The sequence below is a fragment of the Faecalibacterium sp. I4-3-84 genome (genome assembly GCF_023347255.1).
Classification (GTDB): Bacteria; Bacillota; Clostridia; order Oscillospirales; family Ruminococcaceae; genus Faecalibacterium; species Faecalibacterium taiwanense.
In genome coordinates this window covers 2,477,754-2,492,971 of sequence record NZ_CP094466.1, presented here as the reverse complement: position 1 = coordinate 2,492,971, position 15,218 = coordinate 2,477,754, and the positions used below count along the sequence as shown (strand labels likewise).

At 56.2% G+C, this 15,218-nt stretch carries 17 protein-coding genes; 1 reads left to right on the top strand and 16 read right to left on the bottom strand.

The genetic code is table 11. The features are described 5' to 3' along the window. Positions 1–73: 73 nt before the first annotated feature. The 5 genes from MTP41_RS12245 to MTP41_RS12225 all read right to left on the bottom strand — a co-directional run bounded on the left by MTP41_RS12245 (position 74) and on the right by MTP41_RS12225 (position 5,727). Positions 74–472, bottom strand: coding sequence for a NusG domain II-containing protein (locus tag MTP41_RS12245; protein WP_097778330.1), 399 nt, complete (start codon positions 470–472; stop codon positions 74–76). Continuing rightward, positions 469–2,385 carry a flavocytochrome c gene (locus tag MTP41_RS12240; RefSeq protein ID WP_249235619.1) on the bottom strand — a complete coding sequence of 639 codons (1,917 nt, stop codon included), beginning with the start codon at positions 2,383–2,385 and terminating at the stop codon, positions 469–471. The genes MTP41_RS12245 and MTP41_RS12240 overlap by 4 nt, the downstream gene beginning before the upstream one ends. A gap of 110 nt (positions 2,386–2,495) precedes the next feature. Beyond that, a complete protein-coding gene (locus tag MTP41_RS12235) occupies positions 2,496–3,494 on the bottom strand; it encodes a GGGtGRT protein (RefSeq protein ID WP_005935035.1) in 999 nt (332 codons plus the stop codon). Positions 3,495–3,511: 17 nt separating this feature from the next. Beyond that, positions 3,512–4,213: an iron-sulfur cluster assembly scaffold protein gene (locus MTP41_RS12230; RefSeq protein WP_044953520.1), complete on the bottom strand. Its 702-nt coding sequence runs from the start codon at positions 4,211–4,213 to the stop codon at positions 3,512–3,514. Positions 4,214–4,509: 296 nt separating this feature from the next. Beyond that, positions 4,510–5,727, bottom strand: a complete 1,218-nt coding sequence (locus tag MTP41_RS12225; protein WP_249235618.1) for an MFS transporter — start codon at positions 5,725–5,727, stop codon at positions 4,510–4,512. Between the two features lie 130 nt (positions 5,728–5,857). Here MTP41_RS12225 and hisS point away from each other — a divergent pair, with 130 nt between their 5' ends. Beyond that, entirely contained in the window at positions 5,858–7,099 is a 1,242-nt protein-coding gene (gene hisS, locus MTP41_RS12220) for a histidine--tRNA ligase (RefSeq protein ID WP_097774680.1), read from the top strand. Positions 7,100–7,254: 155 nt separating this feature from the next. Here hisS and MTP41_RS12215 read toward each other — a convergent pair whose 3' ends face one another. The 11 genes from MTP41_RS12215 to MTP41_RS12170 all read right to left on the bottom strand — a co-directional run bounded on the left by MTP41_RS12215 (position 7,255) and on the right by MTP41_RS12170 (position 15,095). Beyond that, a complete protein-coding gene (locus MTP41_RS12215) occupies positions 7,255–8,097 on the bottom strand; it encodes a response regulator (protein ID WP_005940544.1) in 843 nt (280 codons plus the stop codon). A gap of 201 nt (positions 8,098–8,298) precedes the next feature. Next, the gene (locus tag MTP41_RS12210; protein WP_249235617.1) at positions 8,299–9,009 is read right to left on the bottom strand and encodes a CpsB/CapC family capsule biosynthesis tyrosine phosphatase; all 711 of its coding nucleotides are present in this window, start codon (positions 9,007–9,009) and stop codon (positions 8,299–8,301) included. After that, positions 9,006–9,752, bottom strand: a complete 747-nt coding sequence (locus MTP41_RS12205; RefSeq protein WP_120080817.1) for a CpsD/CapB family tyrosine-protein kinase — start codon at positions 9,750–9,752, stop codon at positions 9,006–9,008. Before MTP41_RS12205 ends, MTP41_RS12210 begins: the two co-directional genes overlap by 4 nt. Then, the gene (locus MTP41_RS12200; protein ID WP_249235616.1) at positions 9,749–10,570 is read right to left on the bottom strand and encodes a YveK family protein; all 822 of its coding nucleotides are present in this window, start codon (positions 10,568–10,570) and stop codon (positions 9,749–9,751) included. The genes MTP41_RS12205 and MTP41_RS12200 overlap by 4 nt, the downstream gene beginning before the upstream one ends. Before the next feature lie 134 nt (positions 10,571–10,704). Further along, complete coding sequence (locus MTP41_RS12195; RefSeq protein WP_249235615.1) at positions 10,705–11,268, bottom strand: hypothetical protein; 564 nt, start codon at positions 11,266–11,268, stop codon at positions 10,705–10,707. A gap of 77 nt (positions 11,269–11,345) precedes the next feature. Then, on the bottom strand, positions 11,346–12,341 hold the full coding sequence (locus MTP41_RS12190; protein ID WP_249235613.1) for an LCP family protein: 996 nt from the start codon (positions 12,339–12,341) through the stop codon (positions 11,346–11,348). 231 nt (positions 12,342–12,572) lie between these two features. Next, on the bottom strand, positions 12,573–12,773 hold the full coding sequence (locus MTP41_RS12185; RefSeq protein ID WP_005940562.1) for a PTS ascorbate transporter subunit IIC: 201 nt from the start codon (positions 12,771–12,773) through the stop codon (positions 12,573–12,575). Beyond that, the gene (locus tag MTP41_RS12180; protein WP_249235612.1) at positions 12,773–13,804 is read right to left on the bottom strand and encodes an SPFH domain-containing protein; all 1,032 of its coding nucleotides are present in this window, start codon (positions 13,802–13,804) and stop codon (positions 12,773–12,775) included. The genes MTP41_RS12185 and MTP41_RS12180 overlap by 1 nt, the downstream gene beginning before the upstream one ends. Before the next feature lie 170 nt (positions 13,805–13,974). Beyond that, positions 13,975–14,097: a hypothetical protein gene (locus MTP41_RS15600; protein WP_256372187.1), complete on the bottom strand. Its 123-nt coding sequence runs from the start codon at positions 14,095–14,097 to the stop codon at positions 13,975–13,977. Between the two features lie 3 nt (positions 14,098–14,100). Beyond that, on the bottom strand, positions 14,101–14,379 hold the full coding sequence (locus MTP41_RS12175; RefSeq protein WP_242959396.1) for a hypothetical protein: 279 nt from the start codon (positions 14,377–14,379) through the stop codon (positions 14,101–14,103). Positions 14,380–14,585: 206 nt separating this feature from the next. Then, a complete protein-coding gene (locus MTP41_RS12170) occupies positions 14,586–15,095 on the bottom strand; it encodes a hypothetical protein (RefSeq protein WP_242959398.1) in 510 nt (169 codons plus the stop codon). Between the last annotated feature and the right edge of the window lie 123 nt (positions 15,096–15,218).

Genomic DNA, 15,218 nt, shown 5'->3' with positions numbered 1-15,218 from the left:
TGCCTTCCAGACAAAACAAAAGAGACAGTGCCCCGCTCTTGCAGGGTACTGCCTCTTTTTTGAAGCACGATCTTTATTCAGCTGTAGTTTCCACTACCACATACACCCCGGCAGGGACGCATGCAGCCCATGCGCCGTCCTTGTCCAGCCAGCCGAATTGCTCGCACACATGATCCGGGCACTGACTGTCCAAAAATGCGATGGCACCATCCTTTACCTGCAGATGCACGACATAATTGCCCACATCATACAGGTAATCGTGGTCTGTATCCAGCGGCAGAGTCTCGGTGATGCCATCGCCAAAATCGACGGTGGCCTGCAAACCGCTGCCCTTGCTGCTGTGTGCTGCGCGCACGCCGAAATACAGCGCTGCTGCCAGCACAAGGATCACTGCAGCAAAGATCAGGTTCTTCATCCATGGCTTCAGGCCTTTGGAGCCGGAAGCATCTTCAGATGCTTTGCGGGTACTCATGCAGCGTAGTCGCTGGCAGCCTTACCTGCAATGCGGCCAAACACGGTGAAGTCTGCAACAGCGTTGCCGCCCAGACGGTTTGCACCGTGCACACCGCCAGTGACCTCACCTGCTGCAAACAGGCCGGGGATCACAGTGCCGTCCTCCTTGAGGACTTCGGTGTTGGTGTTGATGGTCAGGCCGCCCATGGTGTGGTGCACACCAGCAGTGACCTTGATTGCATAGTACGGAGCAGTATCCAGCGGGTTTGCAAAGCTGGTGCGGCCAAAGTCGGGGTCATTCTTGGCCTCAACATAGCCATTCCAAGTCTTCATGGTCTCGGCAAAAGCAGCCTCATCAACGCCCATTGCCTTGCCCAGCTCCTCGTAGGTCTCGCCGGTCACGGTGAAGCCCTTCTTGATGTAGCCCTGAATGACGCTGGAAGCATCGACCATAGCCTGATCGACCACCAGCCAGCTGTAGCTGCCGGTCTGAGCGATCTCAGCAGCAGAGACCACGTCACGGGTGCCCACTTCGTCGATGAAGCGCTTGCCCTCGGCGTTGATCAGCACAGCGCCGTCGCCGCGCAGACCCTCGGTGATCAGGGCAGCGGTGTTGGCCTCAACGGTGGGGTGGATCTGGATCTGGTCCATATCCACGGTGCCAGCGCCGATCGCGGTCGCCATCTCAATGCCCTGACCCTGAGCGCCGGCAGCGTTGGTGGTCATGAAGCCCTTCAGCTCAGGCTTGTACTCGGTGACCATGTCCAGATTTGCGCCGAAGCCGCCGGTGGTCAGCACCACAGCCTTGGCGTTCACGGTGACGGTCTCGCCGGTAGAACCGGTGGCCTTGATGCCCACAGCAGCGCCGCTCGCATCGGTCAGGATCTCGTTGGCGGTGGTGTTCAGCAGGATCTGAACGCCAGCCTTCTCACAGTTCTCCTCCAGCAGGGGGATCATGTAGGAACCGACAGAAACGGTCTTGCCCTCTGCGTCCACAGGGCGATGGATGCGCTTGACGGATGCACCGCCAAAGCTGGAAACGCTGTGCAGGGTGATACCGTGCTCGTCCAGCCAGTCGATGGCATCAGCAGAGTTGGAGCACAGGGTCTCCACCAGAGCAGGGTCGTTGATGCCCTTGCCGCCGATCATGGTGTCCAGCTCCATCAGCTCAACAGAGTCGAAGTAGCCGGTGGGGTTCTTCTGGTACTCTGCCCACTGCTCAGAGACGGTCTTTGCCAGAGCGGTGATGGTCTCGTTGTCAGCGTACTTTTCAGCAGCGGTCTTCAGGGTCTTTTCGACACCGGCAGACTCGCCGAACTCGTTCTCATCCTGATACACGGTCTTGCCGGCGTTCATGCCGCCGGTAGCGCGCACAGAGTTGCCGCCCACCATGGCCTGGCTCTCCACGATCACAACGCTCTTGCCCTCGGCAGCAGCGGTGATGGCAGCGGTCATGCCTGCGCCGCCTGCACCCACGATGACAACGTCAGCGTCAATGGTGGAATCCTCGGCCTTGGTCTCGTCGGCCTTGACCTCGATCTTATAGTCGTCAGCATTCAAGCCGGCGGCAGTCAGGGCAGCGGCTGCTGCCTCCTTGATGGCGTTGGAGGTGATGGTCGCGGTGGACACGCCGTCCACAGCGATGCTGCCGGTCTCAGCGATCTGAGCGGGCAGCTGCTCCAGTGCCAGCGTACCGATGCCGGGGGTCTCGTCCTTACCCTCAGCGGTGCAGCCGGTGATCTTGCCGTCTTCCAGCGTCAGGGTAACGGTAACGTCGCCGCCCATACCCTTGGCAGTGCCGGTGAAATCGCCGGACACGCCGCCTGCGGTGGAAGCGGACTTGCTGCCGCAGCCGTAGCCCAGCAGACTGACACCCACAACAACCGCCATGGCCAGCGCAGCCACGCTCTTGCGGATCTGATTCTTTTTCATTGTTTCTTCCTTCTCATATTCGGGTTGCTTGTGTTCGGACATCTATCAGCAAAAAAGGGGGAGCTGCTCATTCGGAAAGCAGCTTCCCCTCGCTGAAACTTAGGAAAAACTTAGGCGTTAGCCTGAGCTGCAGCAACAGCGCATGCGACGGTAGCACCAACCATGGGGTTGTTGCCCATGCCGATCAGGCCCATCATCTCAACGTGTGCAGGCACAGAAGAAGAACCTGCAAACTGAGCATCGCCGTGCACACGGCCCAGAGAGTCGGTCAGGCCGTAGCTTGCGGGGCCTGCAGCCACGTTATCGGGATGCAGGGTACGGCCCGTGCCGCCGCCGGAAGCGACAGAGAAGTACTTCTTGCCGTTCTCGATGGCCCACTTCTTGTAGGTGCCGGCAACCAGATGCTGGAAGCGGACGGGGTTGGTGGAGTTGCCGGTGATGGAGCACTGAACGTCCTCCTTCTTCATGATGGCAACGCCTTCCATAACGTCGTTTGCACCGTAGCACTTGACGGCAGCACGCTCGCCCTCAGAGAAGGGGATCTCCTTGACGACGGTCAGGGTCTGAGTGGGGATGTCGTACTCAGTCTGAACATAGGTGAAGCCGTTGATACGAGAAATGATGTAAGCTGCATCCTTGCCCAGGCCGTTCAGGATGACGCGCAGGGGGGTCTTGCGGACCTTGTTTGCAGTGCGGGCGATGCCGATAGCACCCTCAGCAGCAGCAAAGGACTCGTGGCCTGCCAGGAAAGCGAAGCAGGTGGTGTCCTCGCTCAGCAGACGAGCGCCCAGATTGCCGTGGCCCAGACCGACCTGACGCTGCTCAGCGACAGAGCCAGGGATGGTGAAAGCTTCCAGACCTTCGCCGATGGCAGCAGCGCACTCGGCAGCATCGGTCAGGCCGCGCTTGACAGCGATAGCGGTGCCCAGGGTGTATGCCCAGACAGCGTTATCAAAGCAGATGGGCTGAACGCCGCGCACGATCTTGTCGCAGTCGATGCCCTTTGCGAGGAGCATCTCGTTGCAAGCGTCCAGAGACTCCAGGCCGTTAGCCTTCAGGCATGCCTCGATTTTCGGCATGCGGCGATCCATAGATTCAAAAGTTGCCATGAGTTGTTCCTCCTCTCTTATTCCTCACGCGGGTCAATGTACTTCACAGCACCCTGCTCCTTGCTGAAGCGGCCGTAAGTACCCACGTTCTTCTCATAAGCCTCGTTGGGGGTCTTGCCGTGACGGATATCCTCCATCATCTTGCCCAGCTTGACGAACTGATAGCCGATGACCTCATCGTTGGCATCCACAGCCAGCTTGTTGATATAGCCCTCGGTCAGCTCCAGATAACGGACGCCCTTTGCCTTGGTGGAGAAGATGGTGCCGGTCATGGAGCGCAGGCCCTTGCCCAGGTCGTCCAGACCTGCGCCGATGGGCAGACCGTCCTCAGAGAAAGCGGTCTGGCTGCGGCCGTAGACGATCTGCAGGAACAGCTCGCGCATAGCAACGTTGATGGCATCGCACACCAGGTCGGTGTTCAGAGCTTCCAGAATGGTCTTGCCGGGCAGGATCTCGCCTGCCATAGCAGCAGAGTGGGTCATACCGGAGCAGCCGATGGTCTCCACCAGAGCCTCCTCGATGACACCGTTCTTAATGTTCAGGGACAGCTTGCAGGTACCCTGCTGAGGTGCGCACCAGCCCACACCGTGGGTGTAGCCGCTGATGTCCTTGATCTCATAGGCCTTGACCCATGCGCCCTCTTCGGGGATGGGAGCCGGACCATGCTTAGGACCTTTGGTGATCGGGCACATATTCTGTACTTGCTGCGAATAGGTCATAATCATACTCTCCTTTTGACAAATGTTGCTTTGCAGCACAAAGCCGCCGCCGCGCCCTGCCGGCACAGCCGCTGCCCTTTGCTGCTTGCATCTGACCGGGCGCGCCGCTCTCTTTCAGCGCCTTAACCGGTACTACCACGCATGATTTTATTATAGAGAAAGCTGACGGATTTTGCAATACATTTCCGGTAAAAAACATCAAAACTATTTGCAGTTGTCTTCCGCTAACTGTCAATTCGGATGCTTTTGTCATTTCATTCGTCAAGTTTTTGTCAACTATGTCAAGAGGGCAAATTTCACGCTCCTGTGTCCTGCCTGCGCGGTGTCTGCCCGGCAGGCTTCAGTACCCACATGGCCGCAAAGCCCGCCGCTGCGCCGCCCACGGCAAGCCAGTGCCGCCCGGCTTCCAACCCCCAGAGATTTGCTGCAAACGGAAAGGCCAGACTGCCCACGCTCTGCCCCAGTGCCAGAAAACCGTAGTTCACCCCTGCGTGCGGCAGGCCGAACAGATCGGTGGAAAGGGCGGGCAGCACTGCTGCAAGGCCGGAATAGCAGAAGGTAAGCCCCGCATAACAGGCGATCACCCACCAGCCCTGCGCAAACGCAAACCCTGCCGAAAGCCCCAGCGACACCGCAAACAGCAGCAGATCGGTGGGCCTGCGGCCAATTTTATCGCTGAGCATGGGCATCAGCAGGCGGCCCGCCGCACTGCCCACGCTGCCCAGCACCACGCTCCACAATGCAGCGCTTTCGTCCAGCCCCCGCTCCACGCCCAGCTTCAGGATGATGGGGCTGAACAGAAGCACCGCCGGGGTGGAAAAACACACCGCGCCTGCGCACAGCCAGTACTGCTTTGTTTTCAGCATCTGCCACGGGGAAAGGTCAATGGTATTTTTGTCGTTTTGCTGCTGTTTTTCGGCATCCTTCGGCGGGTCCTGCAAAAGCAGGCTGCCCGCAAGGCAGACGGGCAGCGTGACGGCCCCCAGTGCCCAGAACGCACCCCGGATGCCCTGCACGATCCCAAAGCCGCTGACCGCCGTGCGCACGAACACGGTGAGGAACGCACCGGAAAGGCCCACCGCCCCGCCGATCACGCCGGTGGCAAGGCCCTTGCGCCCGGCATACCACTTCTGTGCGCAGGACTGGATGGATGGGTACAGAAACGCCGTGCCCAGCCCCGCCGGGATACTGAATGCCAGAAAAAAGCTGCCCGCACTGCCGCCCGGCAGGATGGCCGCTGCAAAAAATCCGCCGCACAGCAGTGCTGTTCCCCACAGAGCCGCACACCGCGGGCCTCGGCTGTCCTGCAGAAAGCCGCCGAGGACGCACCCCACGCCGAACGCCGCAATGAGGATGCCGAAGGCATAGCCTGCCCCCTGCTCGCTCAGGCCGTACTCGTCCATGACCGGCTGCTGGAATACGCCCCACGCCGCCGGGATGCCCGTGAGCACCTGAATGGCTGCGCCCGCCGCAAGGATGGTCCACGGATGTTTTGCTGCAAATTGCTGTTTCATCGTCTGTCCTCCGAATGGTTTTTCCCTTACAGTGTGCCCATTTCAATTGACAAAACGGCAGATTTCTTTATAATGAATAGGGTAAAAGTATTTACATTGATTTATGATTTATATAGAGAGGAACCATCTTATGAAAACACAGGCATTGAAGGGCATGCGCGACCTGCTGCCCGCAGAGCAGACCCTGCGCGATTACATTCAGGGCAAAATTCTGGAGACCTACCGCGCGTCCGGCTTCGAGCGCATTTCCACCCCCATGCTGGAGGATATGGAAAATCTGGACAAATCCGACGGCGGCGACAACCTGAACCTGATCTTCAAGGTGCTCAAGCGCGGCGATAAGCTCACCGCTGCCCTGAACACCGGCGATCCCAAGCAGCTGTCCGATATGGGCCTGCGCTATGACCTGACCCTGCCGCTGAGCCGCTACTATGCCGCCAACAAGGATAAACTGCCCAGCCCCTTCAAGGTGATCCAGACCGACCGTGTGTTCCGCGCCGAGCGCCCGCAGAAGGGCCGTCTGCGCGAGTTCGTACAGTGCGATATCGACATTCTGGGCGATTCTTCCCCCAATGCCGAGGTGGAGCTGATCGACGTGACCACCCGTGCCCTGCTGAACATCGGCTTCACCGGCTTCACCGTCAACATCAATGACCGCCGCATCCTGCGCGGGATGCTGGAGAGCATGGGTTTTTCCGCTGATACGCTGGATTCCGTCTGCATCACCTTTGATAAGATGGACAAGATCGGCGCCGATGGTGTGAAGGCTGAGCTGACCGAAAAGCAGCTGCCGGAAAATGCCATCAACGCACTGGCCGACTTCATTGCCGCAGGCGAAGTCACGCTGGATGCCGTGGCTGCCCGCTGCGCAGACCCCGCCATTGCCGATGACCTCAAGTATGTCCTTGCTACCGCCAACGCCATGGCTGCAGGCCGCTATCAGGTAGCCTACTGCCCCAGTCTGGTGCGCGGTCAGGGCTACTACACCGGCATGGTGTTTGAGATCACCTGCCCGCAGTTCAGCGGTGCCGTGGCCGGCGGCGGCCGCTACGACAACATGGTGGGCAAGTTCCTGGGCACTCAGGTGCCCGCCGTGGGCTTCTCCATCGGCTTCGAGCGGGTGTGCGGCATCCTGCTGGAGCAGGGCTACCAGATCCCCGGCGCAAAGCAGAAGATCGCCCTGCTGTACGGCAAGGATGCCGACTTCACCGCCGTTCTTGCCAAGGCTGCAGACCTGCGCAGCAGCTACAATGTCACCGTTCTGCAGCAGGCCAAGAAGCTGGGCAAACAGTTGGGCCAGCTGGAAGCTTCCGGTTTTTCCGGTGCCGCCTTTATGGATAAGGATGAGATCAAAATTTTTGCGCAGCAGTAAATAATTGCACACAAAGCCCCTTTACTTTTGATATGCTACCCCTAGAATAGACAGAGTAAAAACAAAACTCTGAGTACTCTTGGGGTATTTTCATGTCAAGAAAAAACACCTCAGAAAATCGAGCGATTTTCTGAGGTGTTCTTGTTTTTTCTGGTTTAAAAGCCGGTAGGCGGCACATAGTAACTGGGGATCGAGGCTGTTTTCTGCACATTTGCCTGCTGGCGCAGCGCTGAACGGGTCACCTCTGCCCAAGAATACTGGGTCATATACTCGCCGCGATAGGAATTGGTGGCCGAGCGGCTGCCCCGCAGGAAATTGTAATAATCACAATCCACCTTGCTGGTGTCCAGCGCCAGTGTGCTGCGGCCGCGGATGAGCAGGCCGGTAACACCTGCATCCTCCAGCGTATGGCTCAGGTCAAAGATCAGATTGCGGAGATGGCTGTGCAGCGATGCGGTGTCGGGCTTATCCTCCCACAGCACGGCCAGCATTTCGCCGTTGGTGCAGGTGGCACCATTGCGATCCACCAGATAGGCCAGCAGCTCCTTGCTCTTGCTGCGCTTGAAGGCCAAAGCGCGCCCGCCCACGAAGATCTCAAAATTGCCAAAGCACTGGATCTTGATGCCGACAGGGGCATTCTCCGGCGGGTAGCGCAGATGCTCCAGCACATTGCGCACATCTGCCTCGTTTGCAGGCTTGAGTAAAAAGCCGCTCACGAAGATCTGCAGCGCTTCCAGCGCATACTCCGGGTGCTCTGTTACCACAATGATGTTGCAGCGCGGCTGCAGCTTCTGGATCATGCGCGTCAAAGCAAGCCCGTTCATGCCGGGCATTTCCAGATTGAGGAAAGCCGCGTCCATCGGCCCCTGACGCATCCAGCTCAGTGCATCCTCGGTCGTCATGGCGCTGATATAGTCACAGTCGGGTGCAACGCGGCACAGGATGCGGATCAGCGAGTTGATTGCAAGCTGTCCATCATCGACGACCAGTATCTTCATTCGTACACCCCCGCAAGTTTACCATACATGTTCCCTGTTTCAGTTTAACACTTTGTCCTTTGATTCGCAAGTTTTTTTGCACAAAAAGCCAGAAGCTCCACACTTCTTTACAAAAGGACGTTCCTTTCCCATCCGTTTCCTCACGAAGCAGCTGGCTGAAAGAGGCGTCTTTCCCATTTTCATTTCCGGCAGTCAAAGCAACTATACAAGATACTCTGTGCCATCCAGTCCGGTCAGTTTTTGTGCTGTCGTTTGTCCCACACGGGTGCAGAGCCGCTCATACGCCTGCCGCATCCGGGTCGGGCGCGAGGTGCAGTTGTGTGCATCCGAAGAGATTGCATCCACAAGCCCCGCCTTGACCCAGTGCTCCAGCCGCATCCACTGCCAGAAGCCGCTGTCCAGCACAGCCGAACAGTTGATCTGGCAGCGCAGCCGGTACTGCTCATGCAGGCGGGCCAGCAGGCCGTGCTGCGCAAGGCAGGGATACCGCTCAATGTGGGCCACCAGAATGCGGTAACCCGCACCCGTGATCTCCCGCAGGGCCGTTTCCAGCTCCTTTGCCGTTATGTTCGGCACAAATTCCAGCAGCACCCAGCCGGTATCTCCCAAGGTCAGCAGCTGGCGCTGGACTGCCGCATATCCCGTCGCAGGGGTATACAGCAACTCAGAGCCGTGCTCCAGCTTCAGGTCGTAGCCTTTTTGTGTGCAGTATGCGCGGGCCAGCGCCAGATGCCGGTCATAGACTTCCTGCGGGAAGCGTTCCATGCCCGGCGTACTGTGCGAGGTAGCAAACAGGTGCCGCACACCGTCTGCTGCCGCTGCATCCAGCATGGCATACATTTCTTCTCTGGTCTGCGCACCATCGTCCACGCCGTAGACGAAGTGCGCATGATAATCCGTAAAGCCGCTCATTTCTTTTCCGCTTCGTGGCTCCGTTTGTAATACTTTCTGTAATAACCGTACTTTCCATACTTTGAGTAGGATTTGTAGTACTTGCGGCCCATATAGTTGTCGTAGTCCACCTGATTGAGCACGGTGCCCAGAATGGGGCAGCCGGTCTGCTCGATCTGCTGCTTCACGTCCAGCAGCTCCTGACGGCTCACATCGTTGTAGTGCACTGCGATCAGGGTGCCGTCACATGCCTTGGCGATCTCCGCCGCATCGATGACCACGCCCACCGGGGGTGCGTCCACAATGACGTAATCTGCCATTCTGGCCAGCATATCCAGCAGTTCGGCAAAATGGCTGTTGGTCAGCAGCGCCAGCGGGTTGGGCACATCGCGGCCCACCGGCACCATGATCGCGTTGGGGATATCGGTCTGGTAGATCACCTCATCCATGCCCACCATACCGGCCAGAAAATGGGAGAGGCCCTTACCGTCGCTGCGGCCATCCTCATATTTCAGGCCGTAGTCACTGTTGACCAAGCTGCGGCGCAGGTCTGCGTCCACCAGCGCCACCTTGATGCCGCGCTGTGCCAGCGTGCGCATCAGGTTCATGGACAGATAGCTCTTGCCCTCTGCAGCATGGCAGCTGGTGATCATGATCTTTTTGACACTCGCACCTGCAAAGGAGAGGTTGGTGCTCAGGGTATTAAAGGCTTCATTTCCCGCATAATCCAGAGCCGGAAATTTTGTGATCTTCAGCTGTTTCATGCTTTCCTCCCAGAGCTGCCACCCACACGGCGGCGGACATCATTGGCAAACCGCTTGGTGCGGCGCTTGAACTCGCTTTTCTCTTTCGGCTGTTCGCCAGCATCGGCCAGCGGGATCGATGCCAGCACGACCATGCCGGTATACTTGCGGATATCATCGGCAGACTTGTAGGTATCGTCCAGCATGGTCCGCAGCACCACCACGGCGCAGGCCAGCACAAAGCCCACTACAAAGCCCAGCAGGATGTTCTTGGCCTTGTTGGGACTGAACGGGTTCTCCGGCACACGCGCAGAAGACATCAGGGTGGGCTCGTCCGTCTTCATCTTTTCCGAGATGTACTTTGCGCCCACATCCGCATACTCGTTTGCGATCGCTGCTGCTTCTTCCGGGTCCGGGTTCGTGACCGTGATATCCAGCATACGGGTGTCGCTGGTGTTGGTGACAGACAGCATACTGGCCATATCGGTGTAGGTGTAATCCAGATCCAGGTTGCTGATGACCTTTTCGTGGACTTCCCACATTTCAAAGACCTTGATGTAATCGCTGGTCAGCTCGCTGCCGACCTGTAGATCGGAGAAGTTCAGCACCGAATCATTGCGGCTGACCACATAGATGGTAGCCGTTGCCTTGTACATCGGCGTTACCAGAAAAAACGTATAAAGCGCCATCAGCACGGCACCCACCACAGCCGTGGCTGCAATGAGCGTCCAGTGGGCCAGCAGGCCCATGAACAGTTCCAGCAGATCAATGGTATCTTCTCCCTGTTCCTGCTGTACCGCTAAAGCTGTGCGCTCCTTCACAAAAGTATCTTGCTGCACGATTTCACTCCTTATAATACTGCCGCCCATGCGGCCCGGGCATTGCGCCCTTTCCTCTGTTTTTCTGAATCCTATACGCCAAAAATGCGGCGTTCCCTTTTTCATCAGGGAGCACCGCAGAACATTTCTAGTTCTTAGCCCTCAATGGTCTTCACGGCCACCAGAACGAAGTTGGAGCCATAGAGCTTGACCTGACGGCCCTTCAGGTTCACCACGATCTTGCCATCCACGACCTTACCGGGCACAGTATAGTAGGTATAGGTCACAGTGCCGTCTGCCTTCGTCTTGGGCACAGCCACCAGAACGGTAACTTGCTCGTTGTCCTCGTAAGCAGCCTCAATGACCTTGGACTCAATGGTCAGCTTAACATTTGCAGCGTCGAGCAGGTTAGAGGTCTGCATCTCAAAGGCCTGCGTTACAGTAACATCTATCGTCGTCTTCTTTTTTTTCGAAGCGCCCGCAGCCTTCTGCAGGTCTGCATCAGAAGTGATGTCCTGCAGGACTTCCTCGACCTGAGCGGTATCCTCCTTGGCAGTGACCTTCACATCGCTGACAATGCCCAGAACACCGGTGACGGTAGCAGAACCGCTGGCCTTGACCTCATCTGCCACAGTCTTGCTGGGCGTTGCTGCCAGAACAGACACACCCATGCCCACGACCATAGCAGCGGTCAGAACAGCGCTGATAACTTTCTTCATAATGAAGATCTCCTTTCACTTCAAGCCGCACTCCCCAAGATGCTGCTTTCTATCGCAAATGCTTTTCAACATTTACATCATTCTTCAACAGGCTCCCAGAACAGCGTCAGAACCGCTTTCTGGATGGAAGCTTCGGTCGGATAGAATTCGGTGAATCCGTCCTCTGCCACCTTGTGCTCGCCCTCCAGTGCAATGGCAGGTTCCACAGTATCGTCCTTTGCGGCCCACACCTCATTGACCAGCTGACCCTTTGCAAGGTCGGTGACCAGATAAGGTTGCAGCGCATCGTACACCTGTGCGGTGAACTGCTGATCCTGCTGCACCCTGCTTTCCAGCTGTGCGGAAAGCTGTGCAAGATACTCCTCCTGCCGCACCATGCGGGCTTCGTTGGTGCCTTCGCCAATATCCATGCGCCTGCGCACAAAAATCTCAGCCTGATCGCCCTGCAGCGTCAGGGTAGCTCCCTTGGTCATGGCCGGGTCTGCTGCGGAGAAGTCGTCCTCCAGCGTCACGGTCACACCGCCTGCAAGGTCGTTCAGCACCGAGATGCCGTCCAGACTCATGGCAAGGTAAAAATCGATGCTCTTGCCCTGCAGCAGGCGCGAGACTGCGTCGCGGGCGTAACCGCAGCTTTCTTCCCTGCCATCGCCAAAGCCATGGGCAAGGCTGATCTGCATTTGGGTGGTGCCTACCGGGTTGCCCAGCATACCCAGCACCGTAACCCCTGCCATGGTGTCGCGGTCGATCTTGAGCTGACGGACAGTCTTGTTTTTGCTGTCTATCACGATCAGCCGCTGGAAATCCGCCTGACCGCCCTGATAGGAGCCTTCTGCCTCGATCTCGCTGTCATGATCGATGCCCATAACAAGAATGGTGGTCAGGTCTGTGCGCCTGCGGTAGGTCACGCCGTCCACTTCCATGGTCTCAGCGGTCTCCTGCGGCAGCTCCGTCCGGGTCTCCGGCTTTTGGCTGCGCTTTTCCAGCCAGCTTCCGCCCACAAAAAACAGTACAGCTGCCAGCACCAGCACAGCCAGCGCAGCAGCGGCACCACGATGTTGTTTTTGTCTGTTCAAGCGGGTAAGCTTCCCTCTTTTCTTCGGAATATAGTTTTCTGCGGGAAGGTCTTTCCATTGCCACAGAAAGATATTCCTTGGCTTATTATAGCGTCACAGGTGTGCAACTGTCAATGCATTTTCGTTATTTTCCGGCAGGAAATTTCGCATTTTCAGCCTTTAGGGAGCCACCGATAAACACAAACCCCCGGCCATGCAAAGTTCATCCGCACAGCCGGGGCCAATTGGTATTTATTTGATATCCAGTTCAGGCGGCACATCGATCTGGTCCGAGACATACTTGCCGTTCTTTTTGCGCTGCCGCACGCACTCCGTCAGCAGATATTCGATCTGCCCGTTCACCGAGCGGAAGTCATCTTCGGCCCAGGCGGCAAGGGCATCGTAGAGCTTCGCGTTCAGGCGCAGGGGCACCTGCTTTTTTGGTTCTGCCATCAGTACAGGCTGCCGCTGTTCACGATGGGCTGGGCATCACGGTTGCCGCACAGCACCACCAGCAGGTTGGAGACCATTGCCGCCTTGCGCTCGTCGTCCAGCTCCACTACCTTGTTCTCATTCAGGCGTTCAAGGGCCATTTCCACCATGCCCACAGCACCGTCCACGATCATCTTGCGGGCATCGATGATGGCGCTTGCCTGCTGGCGCTGCAGCATCACGGCCGCGATCTCCGGCGCATAGGCCAGATAGGTGATGCGGGCTTCCACTACCTCGATGCCGGCCTCGGCTACATTCTTCTGGATCTCGTCCCGGATGCGGGCGGCTACCACCTCCGAGGAGCCGCGCAGACTGCCCTCATCGGCTACGCCGTCGCCGGTGGTGTCCACATTGGGAGCCACATCATAGGGGTAAACGCGCACCACATTGCGCAGAGCGCTGTCGCACTGCAGGGAGAGGTACTCCTTGTAGTTGTCCACATTGAACACGGCCTTTGCGGTATCGGTCACGCGCCAGATGACCGCAATGCCGATCTCCACCGGGTTGCCCAGACAATCGTTGATCTTCTGGCGGGAGTTGTTGAGGGTCATCATTTTTAGCGAGATCTTCTTGCTGGTCAATTCTGCGGTCTGGGAACTGCTGTTACCTGCCTTAAGCAGGACCGCCATGCCGGTTTCACCACTGTTCACATCGCCGCTCTGGCTCAGTTTGGTGCCAGCTGCCGGGTTGACTGCAGTGCAGAACGGATTCACCCAGTAAAAGCCCTGTCCCTTCAGAGTGCCGATGTAATCGCCGAACAGGGTGAGCACCAGTGCTTCCTGGGGCTTTAACACCTTCAGGCCGCAGAACAGGAAGATGCCCGCCACCCAGTATGCGATGGACAAGATCGTGAGCAGGATGCCCGGAAACAGGCTTTCGTCCAGCAGAATGATGCTGTAGAAAAACAGCGGGACGGTAACAGCATAGCCCAGCAGGGTGAGCAGCAGCATGACCATGCCGTTCTTTTTCGTCTGCAGAATTTTCTCTTCCATAACAGTTCCCTCCTTCACAAGGTGTGGAAGCGTTTCTTTGTGATATCAAAATCATATCACTTTATATCATTCTTGTCAAGTCCTCCGCAGGCAAAAAAAGAGCCGCCGCACAAACACTGTGCAGCAGCTCCTTTTTGTTTATCTTTTTATAATGTAAAGGGCACTTGCTCTCAGGCGAAGGTCAGCACCACCTTGCCAGCGCCGCTGTTGCGGTCTGCAAGGGTATCGAACGCCTTCTGGAACTCCTCTGCCTTGAACACATATTTTACCGATATCTTTCCGAAGCTTCCCATATATTACTCTTCTCCGATATTTATGTACAGATCCGGCGTGATTTTTGCTGCATTTATTTTGATGATGAAATCACCCAACAACTGGCCAAGCAGAATTCCTGCCCCGTTTCCAACTGTTGTGATCAGAGCTGCATTATACATTTCCGGAAAACAGAAAATGCCAGATGCAGCCCATAGACACAAATAATAATGGTCTGCTGTCCATTTATCGCAATTTTCAAAAATAGTGCCTATTAAAACGGCATATTTGCGATATGCAGTTTGCGGATGTTGCTTGTGCATTAAAAACGCAAACTGCTATAAACAGATAAATCTCACGAAGCACTGTTTGAGAGAGAAGATAGCATAGCATATATGCTGAAAATACGATCAGCAAAAATCCGGAGCAAGTTTTATTTTTTGAAAATGTGTTCTTCATACGACGTTTGAATCCTATCTGCAATGTATACTGCTCATCTCCGCGTTTTCTTGTAAAGCAGCTTGGCAGCTTACTTCAATACGATTTCAACCGTTGGCAGCTTGCTATCCGTTCCGAGTTCATCATCTTCTGCAGCTCTATAACCGGTAACATTTATTGAATACATATAATCTAAAATATCCAGATCTTCTTCATCCTCGGGAAGTTCAACTTGAAAAGTCTCAAACTCAAACACATAAGATGTTCCTTCAATCAGTTCGCCTGTCAAGTCCTTCTGGAAATGAAGCAAAAATGGCCTGTCCTGAAAGAAGTGAACAACGGCAATCGTTTTTCCCGGAAGTGCGTAATAATCAGGCAGGAGCTGCTCAACAGTAGCTGTAAAAGAACCCGAAAACTGCGCAAATCGCTTTTCATTTCCGGTCACTTGCTGTTTTCCATCATGATACCCTGCTTCGTAGCCAGCAGTGTATCCCTCTTCGTAGTTCGCATTACATGTATCTGAACTTTGAGCATTTGTTCCGCAGCCAGATAATGAAAGTGCCAGCACAAGACAGAGAATCCCTGCAATCATCTTTTTCATACTGTTTCCTCCATTGAAGAGAAGAAGTCCGCGAATTTCAGAACACTATCTACTGTAGCTTAAATTTAATCCAAGTTTGTTCACTCGTCTACAAAATTTCTCAAAATCGTATAGTTGCATATA

What these genes read in the sequence shown, in the direction of transcription:
- MTP41_RS12245 (WP_097778330.1), bottom strand. Translation starts at nt 472, where the DNA reads ATGAGTACCCGCAAAGCATCTGAAGATGCTTCCGGCTCCAAAGGCCTG.
- MTP41_RS12240 (WP_249235619.1), bottom strand. Translation starts at nt 2,385, where the DNA reads ATGAAAAAGAATCAGATCCGCAAGAGCGTGGCTGCGCTGGCCATGGCG.
- MTP41_RS12235 (WP_005935035.1), bottom strand. Translation starts at nt 3,494, where the DNA reads ATGGCAACTTTTGAATCTATGGATCGCCGCATGCCGAAAATCGAGGCA.
- MTP41_RS12230 (WP_044953520.1), bottom strand. Translation starts at nt 4,213, where the DNA reads ATGACCTATTCGCAGCAAGTACAGAATATGTGCCCGATCACCAAAGGT.
- MTP41_RS12225 (WP_249235618.1), bottom strand. Translation starts at nt 5,727, where the DNA reads ATGAAACAGCAATTTGCAGCAAAACATCCGTGGACCATCCTTGCGGCG.
- hisS (WP_097774680.1), top strand. Translation starts at nt 5,858, where the DNA reads ATGAAAACACAGGCATTGAAGGGCATGCGCGACCTGCTGCCCGCAGAG.
- MTP41_RS12215 (WP_005940544.1), bottom strand. Translation starts at nt 8,097, where the DNA reads ATGAAGATACTGGTCGTCGATGATGGACAGCTTGCAATCAACTCGCTG.
- MTP41_RS12210 (WP_249235617.1), bottom strand. Translation starts at nt 9,009, where the DNA reads ATGAGCGGCTTTACGGATTATCATGCGCACTTCGTCTACGGCGTGGAC.
- MTP41_RS12205 (WP_120080817.1), bottom strand. Translation starts at nt 9,752, where the DNA reads ATGAAACAGCTGAAGATCACAAAATTTCCGGCTCTGGATTATGCGGGA.
- MTP41_RS12195 (WP_249235615.1), bottom strand. Translation starts at nt 11,268, where the DNA reads ATGAAGAAAGTTATCAGCGCTGTTCTGACCGCTGCTATGGTCGTGGGC.
- MTP41_RS12185 (WP_005940562.1), bottom strand. Translation starts at nt 12,773, where the DNA reads ATGGCAGAACCAAAAAAGCAGGTGCCCCTGCGCCTGAACGCGAAGCTC.
- MTP41_RS12180 (WP_249235612.1), bottom strand. Translation starts at nt 13,804, where the DNA reads ATGGAAGAGAAAATTCTGCAGACGAAAAAGAACGGCATGGTCATGCTG.
- MTP41_RS15600 (WP_256372187.1), bottom strand. Translation starts at nt 14,097, where the DNA reads ATGGGAAGCTTCGGAAAGATATCGGTAAAATATGTGTTCAAGGCAGAG.
- MTP41_RS12175 (WP_242959396.1), bottom strand. Translation starts at nt 14,379, where the DNA reads ATGCACAAGCAACATCCGCAAACTGCATATCGCAAATATGCCGTTTTA.
- MTP41_RS12170 (WP_242959398.1), bottom strand. Translation starts at nt 15,095, where the DNA reads ATGAAAAAGATGATTGCAGGGATTCTCTGTCTTGTGCTGGCACTTTCA.